General features: G+C 43.1%; 10 protein-coding genes. 3 read left to right on the plus strand and 7 right to left on the minus strand.

Annotation, left to right across the window (positions count from 1 at the left end):
• Positions 1 to 130 precede the first annotated feature (130 nt).
• Both AC5WOF_RS04515 and AC5WOF_RS04520 read left to right on the plus strand, forming a co-directional pair.
• Positions 131 to 799, plus strand: a complete 669-nt coding sequence (locus AC5WOF_RS04515; protein ID WP_496048743.1) for a hypothetical protein — start codon at positions 131 to 133, stop codon at positions 797 to 799.
• Positions 800 to 1,052: 253 nt separating this feature from the next.
• Complete coding sequence (locus AC5WOF_RS04520; protein WP_496048744.1) at positions 1,053 to 1,646, plus strand: class I SAM-dependent methyltransferase; 594 nt, start codon at positions 1,053 to 1,055, stop codon at positions 1,644 to 1,646.
• 77 nt (positions 1,647 to 1,723) lie between these two features.
• Here the strand turns inward: AC5WOF_RS04520 and AC5WOF_RS04525 are convergent, their stop codons facing one another.
• The 7 genes from AC5WOF_RS04525 to AC5WOF_RS04555 all read right to left on the minus strand — a co-directional run bounded on the left by AC5WOF_RS04525 (position 1,724) and on the right by AC5WOF_RS04555 (position 13,182).
• Entirely contained in the window at positions 1,724 to 3,757 is a 2,034-nt protein-coding gene (locus AC5WOF_RS04525) for a hypothetical protein (protein ID WP_496048745.1), read from the minus strand.
• A gap of 18 nt (positions 3,758 to 3,775) precedes the next feature.
• The gene (locus tag AC5WOF_RS04530; protein WP_496048746.1) at positions 3,776 to 4,447 is read right to left on the minus strand and encodes a DUF11 domain-containing protein; all 672 of its coding nucleotides are present in this window, start codon (positions 4,445 to 4,447) and stop codon (positions 3,776 to 3,778) included.
• 16 nt (positions 4,448 to 4,463) lie between these two features.
• Entirely contained in the window at positions 4,464 to 6,089 is a 1,626-nt protein-coding gene (locus tag AC5WOF_RS04535; RefSeq protein ID WP_496048747.1) for a DUF11 domain-containing protein, read from the minus strand.
• Positions 6,090 to 6,118: 29 nt separating this feature from the next.
• Entirely contained in the window at positions 6,119 to 7,771 is a 1,653-nt protein-coding gene (locus AC5WOF_RS04540; RefSeq protein ID WP_496048748.1) for an alpha-helical endospore appendage domain-containing protein, read from the minus strand.
• Between the two features lie 99 nt (positions 7,772 to 7,870).
• On the minus strand, positions 7,871 to 9,523 hold the full coding sequence (locus tag AC5WOF_RS04545; RefSeq protein WP_496048749.1) for an alpha-helical endospore appendage domain-containing protein: 1,653 nt from the start codon (positions 9,521 to 9,523) through the stop codon (positions 7,871 to 7,873).
• A gap of 27 nt (positions 9,524 to 9,550) precedes the next feature.
• The gene (locus AC5WOF_RS04550; RefSeq protein WP_496048750.1) at positions 9,551 to 11,590 is read right to left on the minus strand and encodes an alpha-helical endospore appendage domain-containing protein; all 2,040 of its coding nucleotides are present in this window, start codon (positions 11,588 to 11,590) and stop codon (positions 9,551 to 9,553) included.
• Positions 11,591 to 12,495: 905 nt separating this feature from the next.
• Complete coding sequence (locus tag AC5WOF_RS04555; RefSeq protein WP_496048751.1) at positions 12,496 to 13,182, minus strand: GNAT family N-acetyltransferase; 687 nt, start codon at positions 13,180 to 13,182, stop codon at positions 12,496 to 12,498.
• 1,100 nt (positions 13,183 to 14,282) lie between these two features.
• Between AC5WOF_RS04555 and mgsA the strand changes: the two genes are divergently transcribed.
• Positions 14,283 to 14,690: a methylglyoxal synthase gene (gene mgsA / locus AC5WOF_RS04560; RefSeq protein ID WP_496048752.1), complete on the plus strand. Its 408-nt coding sequence runs from the start codon at positions 14,283 to 14,285 to the stop codon at positions 14,688 to 14,690.
• The last annotated feature ends 35 nt before the right edge of the window (positions 14,691 to 14,725 follow it).

A 14,725-nucleotide genomic window follows, 5' to 3' on the forward strand; every position in this document is an offset into this window, starting at 1 on the left:
TGGAATCTATAATAGATGAGTTTGTGATATTTAGTCAGATATTACAGAAAAGAGGCTGAAAACAATACCAACTCCCTTATTAGTGTGATATATTTTACGTACAACCGTAACTCAACCGGAAGAAGTGTATATGAACAACCGTTTCAAGCGCATCCTTCGGGCTCTGCTGTTCGTGAGCGTCATCTTCGCGGCGATCCTCTACCCACTCTTCATGATGGGGGAGATTCAGGGGGAGAACTCCCGGTACTACCAGAGCCTGTTCGAGCACTACCAGACCAGCTCGTACGAGCACCAGAGCCTCAACGCGCTGGGGGTAGCCACCACCTCGTTCCTGATCATGGGAGCGATCTTCGTCTATGTGACACTCGGTGCAATGAAGATCGCCTTTGGCGACCGCTTCAAGTTGGTCGTCGTTGACGAGAGCAAGCGCTCTGAGAAGAAGCTGTCTCCGGTCGTCGAACCGCTCCTCTCGCTGGCCGGCTCAGCGTTCTACTTCTGGGCGAGCTGGTGGCTGTTCTCACTCAGCTCCAGCAACCGGGACAACGCCCAGAGCTGGAGGCAGAAGCCGGGCAACTCCGGTCGTGTCTCTGAGCTCTGCCAGAAGTTGAGCGAGAACCTCCACGATCTGTCCAACATCTATATGTGGGGAAGCATTCTGACGCTCGCAGCCGGACTGTTCCTGCTCAGCGGCTTTTTCCTCTTGATCGCAAAGTGGAAGAAGCTGCGCAAGAACACGGACACGGTGGAGACGAGCCAGGAAGGAGTCGAACCCGCCGCGGACGGAGCCAAGAAGCTCTGAACTTCTTCCAAGTAGAGAGTACGGAACGCCACCCTCCTCATGGGTGACGTGAACCGGCTGGATCAGATGATCCAGCCGGTCGCCGTTTTATAGCGTAAAATCATTTGCATGGTTAAAGCTGAATGGAAGAAAATCATGAAAAAGTTCATATCATAAATGTAAAACCATCAGTTTTTTTAGGCTGATGGTTTTAATGTTTAACAATTGCTCGGAATGGTTCCATATTTTACAATGGATGTGAGGTGATCGAAAAATGCCAACATTTTCACAATGGGATGAAGCTTATCGGACTGGGGAATACCAGCAGCTTTGGGGAATGTCCCATCCCTCACAAGAACTAGTCAGTTTTGCTGCTGCTTACGGTTCCACAGTTGGAAAAGTCGCTATTGATGTAGGTTGTGGAGCAGGAACAGAAGCAATTTTTTTAGCACAGTGTGGATTTACCACTTATGGATTCGACCAGAGTGTAGAAGCTCTCAAGATTGCCACACAGCGTGCGAAAGATTTGGGATTAGACATCACCTTTCAGGAAGCAAATATACTTCATGTTCCGCTTGCTGACCAAACTGTCGATCTCATCAATGACCGCGGATGTTTTCATGTGCTACCTAATGACATTCGGCCTGATTATGCAAAAGAGATGGCTCGTTTACTAAAACCAGGCGGAAAAATCTTCATACGCGGCTGTAGAGATACCAGTAATGAACGTTTTCATGCCATTACCGATGAAGCAATAAAATTATTTTTTGGTGATACTTTCGATGCAACCCCTGTCTATCCTTTAGAAATGAATGATGGAAGACCTATTTTGTTACATGGAGGCCTTGTGATTCTGACTAAACGATAAAGAGGAAAAAAAAGCAAACGCCTATTCTTCTAGGCGTTTGCTTTCCATTAGATGTAATGTTGGTGTGGAAAGTTAAGCTAGCAACAGAGTTTCTTACCTTTTTCTAAAGTCAAAAGCAATGCTGATTCACGAGAAATAACTCTCTGCAATTTTTGATTTAGATTTTGGTTGACCTCTAAAAGTTCTTGGGCATCTTTTGCTCCAGCAAAAATGGAACGGATGGTATCTTGAATTTTTACTTTCTCTTGAACAATCTCTCCTGCTATTGCCAGTTCCTCTTCTCCTATTTTACCAATGACGAGTTTTTGTGCTTCTTTACAGTTGGTGACAAGTGTTGCTGTTACTTCATTTGTATTTGTATCCTTCTCAAATACTTGGTCTCCGGGGATCAGTTCGTATTCATAGTGAACCCTTGCATCATTGACCACTTTTTCTGGTTCTGGGCTATCGATTTCTACTTCAAAAGTAACGAGGACAAGTTTACCTGCTTCAACCGTTCCGATATTTACTCCTGTTTCAATATTCCCACTAACCGGAACACCATCTCGTTTTAAGCTGCCAGCGACATACTTTGTACCATTTGGAATGACGTCTTCTACGACAACATTTATCAGATCAGTGTCTCCTGTGTTGTCAATCTCGATCGTGTACAAAATCGTGTTTCCTGCTCGATTATACACAGGCACATCTTCTTTTTTGGCTATCTCTACTTGAACAAAACGGATAACCGTTGTCGCTTCATTGCTTTCCGCTGTACCTGTAGAGGTCGGCAAACCAGGACCACTTTGAAAATCGTAGATGACAGAAGCCTTATTTACTGCTACGTTATCTGGGGGAACTTTATTTACCTTTACTTGAAATTCAACCACGACCGGCCCTTCGATAGAAACCGAACCAATATTTACTCCTGCTGTTGGATCACCACTTGGTTGTAACACGCCATCGATCAATAGACTGCCGGGAATAAATGAAACCTCAGGTGGAAGTGTATCTTTTAAAATGGTGTTTTGTGCTTCGGTTAGTCCATCGTTCTCTACAAAGATGGTATAAGTCAGAATTTCTCCCACTACTTCTGCCTTCTTATCTACTTCTTTGGTAACTTTGATTTCCGGGCTGTTTACATCGATTTGCACCCCTAAACCTGTTACAATATATCCATCCGATTTGGAAGTAAATTGAACAACTGCGTCTGTCTGGCTATTTTCCATCGCATCAGAGACGTCCACATTGGTGATATCCCAGCTATAGCGAACCGCTCCAGCGGCATTTCCCGGGGTGGCATTTAACGAACCATCTGTTCCGCTTGTATCTAGATTTCCATCATCATCATTGATCTGCGATGCAAAGAAATTATCTACAGGATTATTCGGTCCTGATACAGGGCTCAGTGAAGACGCATCTTTGCCAAATAGGAGCTGATCTCCTGGTATTCTGGAATCACCTTCCATAGCCGTAACGAGCAGTCTGGCATGAACATCTCCTAAATCAGGAGTGGAGAAACCAGTAATGGATTGATTGATCGCACCAGCCCGCTCAATAGAAGCTGTCCCGACGTATACATTCATATTTCGCAGAGGAAGCGAAGCATCTTGATAGACCACTTGCAATGTCCAACCTGCTACGTTGTTACTTTTAAATCGCTGAACCGTTGCAGGTACACCGCTGACTGTGTACGTACCTGCCCCATCACTGTTCACTAAGCTCGTCACATTGGCACTGCGGACATAAAACGTTTGATTTGCTTGGTTTACTTGTTGTGCAGTAGTGGTATCTGGTGTGATAGTATACGTACTGACTGGTGAAGCAAACGTAATCGCTCCATTAATCTCACTGGTCACATCTTCTGTACTTGTCTTGGTAGAACCTCCCCAGATAAGCTCTGCATATAAAACCGTTGCTCCAGTCGGTATTTGTAAGCGAGCAACAGAACCATTTTCCCTCCAATCCTGTGTAGAACCAGGAGGATATCCGATTACTTGCTTTGTAGTGTCGAGGGTAATAAATGCTCCAATATCTGAATAGATGGTATTGGTATTGCTCAATCCAAGGGTGTTTCCGGTAAACGTAACTGCCCCATTTGTCGTTGTCGAATAACGCCTTTGAAAGCTCATCTCATCCATCCTTTCCCTTTAGCTACAACCACAACAAATATCTTTGCTTTGATCTAATTTTTGAATTAACACATCTTCCAATTGTGCAATGGAACGCACTGCATTTATTGCACTCTGGTTTAACTCCAACAACTCCGCTACGGTGAGCAGACCGGCGCGAAATAACTGGGAAGCCGCTTGAATCTTTTCTCCTTCCATATCGATTACTCCGGCAATCGCCTTTTGTTCTTGGGCGATGGAGTGTATGATCAAATCTCTCGCCCACTCACAAGCTGATCGCCCAGCAGGAACATTGGTCTGTGCTTCGTTACTCGCTGCGCTGTCTTTGACCGGTGGTTCACCTGGTTCTCCTTCATACTCATACTCCGCACTTGCTGTATTCCCAATAACACCACTAGGATCAGGTTTCAGTACTTCCACTTCAAAGGTAACTACGATTGGACCTTCAATGGATATAGGGGAAAGAGGAAATCCGGCAGTCGGATCAGCACTCGTATTCGGAACATCATCAATCTTTACACTTCCCGGCACAAAAGCCAGTTCTTCTGGTAATTCATCTTTAAAAATCACATTACTCGTTTCTACCAAGCTATCATTTGTCAAAAACACGGTATAAGTCAAAATATCTCCAACGACAGCATCTGTCTTATCTACTTCTTTTGTCAGCACCACTTCTGGTTTTTCCGCCATCTTTCACCGCTCCTCTCTATTTACATCCACTACATAAATCTGTGAGGCTGGCTCTTTTGTCATCAAGTGCTTGTTGCAGCACACGAAGCGCATCGGAAACACCATCCGCACTTTGGATGATCCGGGCCTGCTCCGCAGCGGTTATGGTCCCATCTGCAAATGCTTGATTGGCAGCATTCACTTTGAGCAGCTCCGCATCTTGAAGCAATTTCATATTTTGTTCTTCTTGGCGAATGGAATTTTCAATTATTTCTTTGTTTCGTTCACATGGAGTCGGAGGTCGAACGACTACTTTTGTTTCTGCGATTGTACTGGATGCCTCGCCTGTCGCAATTGGCAAACCAGGGGCACTCTCAAACTCATACGTGAGCGAAGCTTCGTTTTCGATAATCTCATCTGGAGGGACATTCACAATCTTAGCTTGGAATGTGATTTCCACTGGTTCATTTAAGCCCAATGTACCAAGGGAAACACCTGTTGCAGGATCACTGCTCGGCTGGGGAACTCCATCGACTCGAATACTTCCCGGAACAAATTGAAGTTCGGCTGGTAATATATCGGTCCAAACAGCATCTCTGGCCTCGATCTCTTTTGTGTTCACCAGCAAAACAGTATAAGTGACAACATCTCGTACTTTTGCTTCCGAAAGGTTCGCTGTCTTCTCCATTCGAATCTTTGGACTGTCCACATCGATCTGAACCGCTAATCCAGATATGAGATAAGCATCACTATTGGATGTAAAGCGAGCAACCGCTCGATTTTGGCTGTTGATCATCGCCGTGGAAGCATCGACATTGGTAATATCCCAACCATAACGAACAACACCGTTTGAACCTCCGATGGCAGGATTGAGATTACCTGCTGTTCCACTTGTATCTAAATTTCCATTGTCATCATTGATTTGGGTAGCAAAGAAATTACTGGCTGGATTATTCGGACCACTCATGGGCTGCAAAGTGGAATCCGTTGGTCCAAATAAAAATTGATCTCCGACAAGGTTTGTATCTCCCTGCATTGCTGTCACTAACAAGCGAGCATTGACTGGTCCTGTCGTAGGAGTACCGAAATCGGTAACTTCAATCGATTGAGGCGAACCATTGTATATAAATGTGTCATTCACAAAAAACGTAATATTTCGACTTGGCATGGCAGCATCTTTGTATGCGACTGCCAATGTCCAACCAACTGCCCCTAAAGTAGCAGGTACCTTTCCAACAGCATACCTGCCATCTCCTGCTGCTTTCACCAAATCAGTCACATCCGCAGAACGAACGTAAAAGTTGCCATTTTGTTGTGCGGTGGCAGGATCAGGAGCAAGCGAAACCATGCCGTTTGGAGTGGTAAAATCAACAGGATTGTTCAATGCACCATTGACATTTGCATCTGTTGTACCACCCCAAATTAGCTCTGCATACTGCACTTCTGCACTGCTTGTGAGCCGTAAAACGGCCGCAGACTTATTTTCCGCCCAGTTTGTCGTCGTTCCTGGTGGAAAACCAGATACTTGCTTTGTTGTATCTGTAGTGAGAAATGCGCCAATATAAAAGTTTCCTGGATTACTCAGATCAGCAAGACCCAGCGTATTGCCAGTAAACGTGATTGCCCCATTGATCGTAGCTGCATAGCGGCGAATGAGTGCCATAATACACCTTCCTCCCCATTTGTTTTGATTTAGCAGTAATCACAGATTTCTTTGACGGTCGATAGTTTTGTTATTAACTTCTCTTCTAATTCAATCACCGCATCGAGCATCTGCTCTACACTTTCATTAACTGCAATGAGATCACGGATCAAAACTTCATCATTTTGGAATGCACGGGATACAGCCTCTACTTTTTCTGCCTCTGCGCGAATGATATGGGCAATTCCTTTTTCTGCCTCTGCAACGGTTTTGATGATCTCATTTTTGCTCTCATCACACGGAGGAGGCTCGATCACTTCGATTCCCGGTACATTACTGATCACAGTCGCTGTAGAAATCGGCAAATCAGGTCTGCTCTGAAAATCAAAGGTCATGGACGCTTTGTTGTGAACAACCTTACCTGGGGGTTCTTCTTTTATCTTTGCTTGATACGTAATGATGATTGTCTCACCAACTGCGATCGTACCGACATTTACTCCTGCTTCGATATCTTCTCCCGGAAAAGCTACCCCTCGTACTCGCAAACTATCTGGTAGATACTCCAGCTCAGGATCAAGGAAATCTTGAAAAATAATATTGGTAGCAGGTACAAATCCCTCATTTTTGACCTCCAAGGTGTAGGTAACAATCTCCCCTACTACCGCCTTGGTTTTATCTGCTGATTTTGTCATTTTGACAATCGGACTATTGGCATCCAGTTGCACACCATACCCACTGACCATATACGTATCTTGCGCCGTAGCGATACGTACAATCGCCTCACCTTGGCTGTTGCGTAACGTACTGGATACATCCACATTTGTAATATCCCAACCTGAGCGAACACCAAAACCATCTGAACCAATAGGTTTGTTTAATGTACCTGCTGTCCCGCTCGTATCCAAGTTTCCATTGTCATCATTGATCTGGGAAGCAAAAAAGTTGTTAGCGGGATTATTAGGACCAGAGATGACTTGCATAGAAGAAGTATCTGGTCCAAACTCAAAGCGATCGCCTGGAAGATTGGAGTTTCCTTCCATCGCAGTCAGCATCACACGACCTTTTACTTCACCTGCTTCCAATGTCATAAAGCCATACAAACGTTCATCGACTGGCGGATTAAACTGTGTAATCAATTGCGAACCAGCATAAATATTCATATTTCGAATCTTCAGACTAGGGTGTTTATATGCTACTGCTAACGTCCATCCAACCGTATCCGTTTCACCTACTTTGGGTCGAACTGTTCCGGGTACACCTCCGGTCGTATATACTCCTGCACCAGCCGCTTGCACCAAACTGGTCACATTTGCTGAACGAGCATAAAATACTTGACCTTGTTGAGATGGTTCTTCTCTAGAAGTTAGCGGATCAGGACTTACCGAAAAAGTGCCTGTTGGTGTGATGAAAGTAATAGACGTATTGATTGAACCTATTACATTTTCTGAATTGGAATTGGTCGATCCACCCCACATCAGTTCCGCATAGAGTACTTCTGCATCATCGACCATACGTAAAACTGCTGAGGATGAATTCTCCCACCAATTCATCGTACTTCCTGCTGGATACCCGCCTACCTGTTTAGAGGTATCAATCGTAATAAACGCCCCGATGTCGGTGCTGCCATCGGCATAGCCCAACGTGTTACCAGTAAAAGTAAGTTGACCATTTGTCGTTTTTGTAAAGCGTTGATAAAATGGCATGCTTCTCCTCCTTTGCCTTGATTTTCGTTACGAGCAACAAAGTATTCTTGGCAACATCTCATTTTTATTTGAGTATATTTTCCAACTGCACATTTTCACCTAACAGTAGTCACAAACATCTTTGACGATTGATAATTTGTTTATTAATTTCTCCTCTAATTCAATCACTGCATCCAACATCTGTTCTACGCTGTCATTCACTGCGATCAAATCACGAATCAATACAGTATCATCTTGAAAAGCACGGGAGACAACTTCGACCTTTTCTGCCTCTGCACGAATGACATGAGCGATGCCCTTTTCGGCTTCGGCCACGGTCTTGATAATCTCATTTTTGCTTTCTTCACAGGGGGGAGGTTCAATCACTTCTACAACAGGCACATTACTTACACTAGTCGCAGTAGAGATAGGTAGATCAGGTCTACTTTGGAAATCAAATGTCATCGAAGCTTTGTTGTGAACAACCTTACTTGGCGGTTCTTTTTTTATCTTTGCTTGGTAGGTAATGATAATCGTCTCACCAACGGAGATCGTACCAACATTAACTCCTGTTTCCATATCTTCACCCGGAAATGACACACCGCGAACCCGCAAGCTATCTGGAAGATACTCTAGCTCTGGATCGAGGAAATCTTGAAAAATAACATTGGTCGCAGGTACAAATCCTTCATTTTTGACTTCTAAGGTGTAGGTAACAATCTCCCCTACTACCGCCTTTGTTTTATCTGCTGATTTGGTCATTTTCACAATTGGACTGTTGGCATCGAGTTGCACACCATATCCGCTGACCATATACGTATCTCCTGCTGTAGCAATACGTACAATTGCTTGATCTTGACTGTTTCGTAATGTAGAGGATACATCTACATTTGTAATATCCCATCCCGAACGAACACCAAAAGCATCTGAACCAACGGATTGGTTTAATGTACCTGATGTTCCACTCGTATCCAAATCCCCATTGTCATCGTTAATCTGTGAAGAAAAAAAGTTATTCGCGGGATTGTTTGGGCCAGAGATCACGGAAAACAATGAAGTATCAGGACCAAATTCAAAACGATCTCCTAAAATACTAGAGTCGCCCTCTATCGCGGTCAACATCACTCGACCTTTGATTTCACCTGCTTCTAGGGTCATAAACCCAGATAAAATTTCGTCTGTAGGCGGATTATTTCTGTTGATCAGTTGGGAACCTGCATAAATATTCATATTTCGAATCTTCAGATCTGGGTGCTTATATGCAACTGCCAGTGTCCATCCAGTGGTATTTGTTGCTCCTGCTTTCGGTCGTACGGTACCAGGAACTCCAGCTGTCGTATAAACACCTGCTCCAGCCGCTTGCACCAAACTCGTCACATTCGCTGAACGACTATAAAATACTTGGCCATAAGTCGCTGGTTCTTCTCTTGCTGTAAGCGGGTCCGGACTTACGGAAAAAGTACCGGTAGGAGTGATAAAAGTAATTGGCGAATTGATCGATCCCATCACATTTTCCGAATCAGAATTAGTTGATCCACCCCACATCAACTCAGCATAGAGCACTTCTGCATCATCGACCATCCGCAATATTGCCGAAGATGAATTGTCTTGCCAATTCATCGTACTTCCTGCTGGGTATCCACTCACTTGCTTGGATGTATCAGTTGTGATAAAAGCTCCAATATCATTGCCACCATCGGAGTATCCCAACGAATTACCAGTAAACGTCAATTGACCATTTGTCGTTTTCGTAAAGCGTTGATAAAATGGCATGCTTCTCTCCTTTTGCTTTGCATCACGTTACGAGCAACAAATTTCCTTGGCAACATCTAATTTTTGTTTGAGAATATTTTCTAATTGCGCAATTTTCCGAGTGACCCGATCAGCACTTTGATTGATTCTAGCTAGCTGATTAGCGGATATTCTTCCTTCAGAGAAAGCTTCTACTGCCGTTTTTACTTTGGTACTCTCAGCCTGTAGCAATCTAGCTAATGCGATTTCTTGCTGTGCTACTGATTCAAAAATTTGATTTTGTGCTTTCTGGCATTCTGTCAAGATCACTGCTGTAATAACATTTGTCGTCTCGCTTTCTGATACAACCTCACCATCTGGCTTTAATTGATAGTCATAACTCACTTCTGCTTGATTATCGATTTGCTGTGGTAATGGAGCTGACACTGACACTTGGAACGTGATTTCTACACTCTGATCAGGTGCGAGGGAGCCAACTGGGATACCAGATGTTAGATCAACTGTTATGGTAGTACCATTCACTTTTATACTGTTTGGAACAAGGGAAGTTCCATCAGGAATCGCATCTTTGACCAAAATGTTATTTACATCGACATCGCCATTATTAGAGACAAGAACTGTATAAGTAATGACTTCATTTTCTTTGTCGTAAACTGATTTATCTTCCATTTTCACAGCATCAATTTGAACTCGTTTGACCACTGTTTCCACTTCATTGGATTCATTCGAACCATAGCTGACGGGAAGACTTGGAGCACTATGAAACTCATAATCTAACGTTCCTTTGTTTAGAACTTTTCCACTTGGCGGTACAGATGTTACTTCTACTTGGAATACGATTTCTACTGGTCCTTCAATCGAAACGGAACCAATGGATACACCTTTGGTAGGATCTGCTGTCGGCTGGGTGATCCCATCTATTTGCAAACTTCCGGGAACAAACGAGACACCAACAGGCAGTCTATCCGTAAAAATGGCATTCTCGGCTTCTACCAATCCATTGTTAGAAACCAAAATAGTATAGGTTAAAATATCTCCGACTACAGCAATATCTTTGTCAACCGTTTTCTCCATCTGTATATCCGGGCTGTTCACATCAATTTGCAGACCGAGACCAGATAAGACAAATCCATCTCCCTTAGTGGCAAGACGTGCAATTGCAGATGTCTGAGATGTATCCATCGCGTTAGAAACATCGACATTGGTAATATCCCAACCATAGCGGTTGGCAGATTGCTTTTGACCAGGGGTAACATTGTTTGTACCAGCTGTCCCATTGGTGTCCAAATTTCCATTGTCATCATTGATCTGAGAGGCGAAGAAATTATCTGCTAAATTATTTGGCCCAGAAATCACTTGCAAACTGCTTGTATCAGGCCCAAATAAAAACTGATCTTTAGGGATGAAACTGTCACCTTCAATCGCTGTCAATAAGGCACGGGCAGCGAATGGTCTTGTATCAGGGGTAGCAAAACCAGAGATGGTTTGATCGACAAATCCAGTTCGGTCGATCGAGGCAATACCTACAAAGAGATTCATGTTTCGAAGAGCAAGGGATACATCTTTATAAATAACTGCCAGCGTCCAACCAGCAGCGTTACTTCTACTCGTATGGAGTACCGTTGCTGGTACACCATTGACCACATAAGACCCAGCACCACTGTTTTTCACGATATCTGTAATATCAGCAGAACGAATATAAAACACTTGCGATTCATGGGTGACTTGCTGGGCTGTTGCAGGATCAGGTGTGATCGACTGCAATCCACCTAATGAATCCATCAGCGTAACGGGAGTATTGATCTCATTTGTCACATCTTCTTTACTTGATTTGGTCGATCCACCCCAAATCAATTCTGCATATAACACTTCACTGCCGGTAGGGAGATTGAGATAGGCCATCGAAGAATTCTTTTTCCAATCGAGCGTACTTCCAAGAGGGTAACCAGGGACTTGCAGAGAAACATCGAGGGTCAGAAATGCGCCAATGTCATTGTAGATGGTATTTAGCTCGCCATAGCCGAGCGTATTACCAGTAAAAGTCATCGCGCCCTTCGTAGTTGTCGAAAACCGCCGAAGCAGTGCCATCCACTTCATCCTTTCGAGGAAAAATAATGATGGAACAAAATATCTGTTTTGCATACAAAGCAGCCCAAAGCGGGCAGAGGAAAACAACTATTTTCTTCGGCGTAAGGAAAGAACACTATTTCTATTCTATTATCATTTCGGAGATTTTTGCAGGGACAACAAATTTGCAAAACAGAAACATAGCAGCAAAGTATATCAGCAAACTGAAAAACATTCCTGTCACACTTCAATATTGTAACATATAGGAAAAATAGTCTGTCAACCCCAAAAAAATAAATAAATACAAAAAATAAGAATTGTATAATTATAGGAGATCAGATATTATAAATGTAGAGCGGAATTCTTTTCACAACAAATATTTTCCATTTTATGAGAATAAACTGATCACCTCTTCTCTATCAACGATAGTAAGCATCACATACACCTGAGTTAGTTTTGAATCTAGGAAAAGAAAATAATGGAGTTATTAATAGATAAATAAAAAAAGAGGAGGCTATAAAAATACAAATAGTTATGTAAGAAGCGTAAACACAGGTTGAAAGGAGTTTATATCATCAAAATATTCAATCTATTTATGTGGCGCCTCCCCACTGGTTCAGATGAAACACTCTAGAGGTGGAGTTCATATTATGCGACAATGGATCCGCTTTCCTACATGGCGAGGCAATCCATTCGTGTCACCGTATGTCTAACAATTGGAAGATAACTCAGAAGTATGTGACTTTCTTTTTTCTTTAACAAAATAGAAACCCTTACTATATAAGGGTTTCAAAGAAGACGATATAAGCAAAATGTACTAAATGAATACTCAAATATATACAACCAAAAGTCTGGTTCATTTCATTATCAGGTGAGCCGGGCACGAAATGTGCCCGACTCGGAGAAGTTCTCCCCATCCTGATGGATCAACCGGTGGTGGAGTCCTTCCAGAGCTCTTCCATCTGGCGCTCTGCGCCCGGCCAGTCCTCGGCGAGAAGGCCCATCAGCAGCATGTCGTGACGCTGCTGGGTCCCATCTTCGTTCTGGAAGGCGACCTTCATGTGCTTGCGGCGGCGGCCCTCCTCAAGGAGTCCTGCCAGAGAAGCAGCCTTGATGGAGGCCTCGTTCTCGGCCGAGACGTCGGCCTGAACCCGCTCGAAACCAGCCACGCGGAACGCCCAGTCGATGAGCCAGATGGCGAGTTCGGAGATCACCCTCTGTCCGCGGTACTCCGGTCCGGCGATGGCCCAGCCCAGCGTGCACCGCTCGTGCTTGTCGACGATGTCGACGTACGAGATGACCGCCTTGGCCTTGCCATCGATCTTGTCGATGGCGGTGAAAGGCAGGCGCTCGCCAGCCTCACAGGCCGCACGAGCTGACCTGATGAAGGCGATCACTACTTCACGAGCGGTCACGCCGTCGCGAGGACTCATGCGCTCGGCGGTGTCGGGGTGGTAGAAGCCCCACGTGGACAGCTTCTTGCCTTCCGGCTCGATCAGAACCGGAATCAGGTCGTCCACGTGCTCCTCCGACGTCGGCACGAGCCAGAACCGGGGGGTCTCGATGATCAGCTCTCCGGTCAGTGCCTTCGCGAAAATCTCAGAGAGGTTCACTACTTTGCTCCTTCTAGGTCGGTTGTACATTCAGGGGGGGGAACCCCCTTTAGGTGCCTGTATTAGGCTAATTACTATTATACAGATGATTTGTTGTTATTTGAACGTTATATTTTTTATTATTTAGCCTGTGATATTAGTTAAACTATTTTCCTATAAGGACAAGACTTATCAGAGTTTAAATTAATATCCCAATAAAAAGGCTGAAACTCCCTTTTCAATTTTTAAATCAAACCATTAAATTATTTCCATAAATATTAAACTACAAAAATAACCTCCCTCAACTATTCATTTACTGGATATTCACAAACCAAAACAAAAATAAATTTAAAAACAAAAATAAATTATTGACAAAGACAAGTTTTTCGCGTAAAACTGAGTAATAAAAAGAAATCGCTTTCAGACACATACACCAAAAAAGACAGATTTCCGCATTAGGCAAAAAGAGTTTGACCTAATATCCAAACCTGTCTCTGGTATAAATACTGCTTAATTAGCTAGTACTATGCAATTCTTGCTAATATTCATCTGAAAATAACTCCTTTAAAACAATGACATAGAAAAAGTGAAGAGTGGGAATTTAGGTAATCAAACGACGATTGGAATAACAAATACAGAAGAAGCAAAGCGAGTGAGAAGAAGAGGAATCCTAGAATTTGAGAAAAGGGACTACACGTAACCAATTCATCCATTTTGGTTTTGTGCTCGTAGAAACGCCTGTTGGGATAGTGGATTCCAATTCTGTCGCAGGAATACTTTTTACTTCTCGGTAAATTTTGCTTCTCGTGTCATTTGTATAAGTTTCCAAATGAAAGTAAGATTCCAAATTAATTCATTCCTTTCTTTGCTGTGCAGTTTTTTTATTGGTAGAACCTTTATAAGACTAATAAAATTATGCTTTGACGTCAACAGAAATATCGAAAAATTAGCCATTTGGCATTATTTTTATATATTTAATTAATAAATCTATACTAATAATGGAAAATCAAACAGTCATTTCTTTCTCTTTAAATTCAATCTATCTTTCATATATACTGATAAAAAAGTATAATATCTACTAGAAATAAACAGATGAAATCTAATAAAATGGGGCGGTCACGTTGAAAATAGCTCTAGTAGCCCACGATAAAAAGAAAGTAGAAATGGTTGAATTTATGAGGAAATATGAATCTGTTTTTCTGCCATATTCCCTCTACGCAACAGGAACAACCGGAAAACGCATCATGGAAGCAACTAATTTAGACATTCATCTATTAAAATCAGGTCCATTAGGCGGAGATCAACAAATAGGTTCTCTCATTGCTATGGGTGATCTCGATTTGATCTTTTTCTTTCGTGACCCACTCACCGCACAGCCTCATGAACCAGATATCAGTGCTTTGCTCCGCCTATGCGATGTTTATGGTATACCTCTAGCAACAAACCAATCAACTGCTACTTTATTGGTACAAGCACTAGAAATTGGCTGGCTGTTAAAAGAACAAAATGAAGAAAACAACCATGCTTGAGTTTATTTTATCAAGTATGGTTGTTTTTTTATTGA

This window comes from Shimazuella sp. NTD250 (genome assembly GCF_059510375.1).

Coding starts and splice junctions, on each gene's coding strand:
- AC5WOF_RS04515 (WP_496048743.1), top strand. CDS start 131: ATGAACAACCGTTTCAAGCGCATCCTTCGGGCTCTGCTGTTCGTGAGC.
- AC5WOF_RS04520 (WP_496048744.1), top strand. CDS start 1,053: ATGCCAACATTTTCACAATGGGATGAAGCTTATCGGACTGGGGAATAC.
- AC5WOF_RS04525 (WP_496048745.1), bottom strand. CDS start 3,757: ATGAGCTTTCAAAGGCGTTATTCGACAACGACAAATGGGGCAGTTACG.
- AC5WOF_RS04530 (WP_496048746.1), bottom strand. CDS start 4,447: ATGGCGGAAAAACCAGAAGTGGTGCTGACAAAAGAAGTAGATAAGACA.
- AC5WOF_RS04535 (WP_496048747.1), bottom strand. CDS start 6,089: ATGGCACTCATTCGCCGCTATGCAGCTACGATCAATGGGGCAATCACG.
- AC5WOF_RS04540 (WP_496048748.1), bottom strand. CDS start 7,771: ATGCCATTTTATCAACGCTTTACAAAAACGACAAATGGTCAACTTACT.
- AC5WOF_RS04545 (WP_496048749.1), bottom strand. CDS start 9,523: ATGCCATTTTATCAACGCTTTACGAAAACGACAAATGGTCAATTGACG.
- AC5WOF_RS04550 (WP_496048750.1), bottom strand. CDS start 11,590: ATGGCACTGCTTCGGCGGTTTTCGACAACTACGAAGGGCGCGATGACT.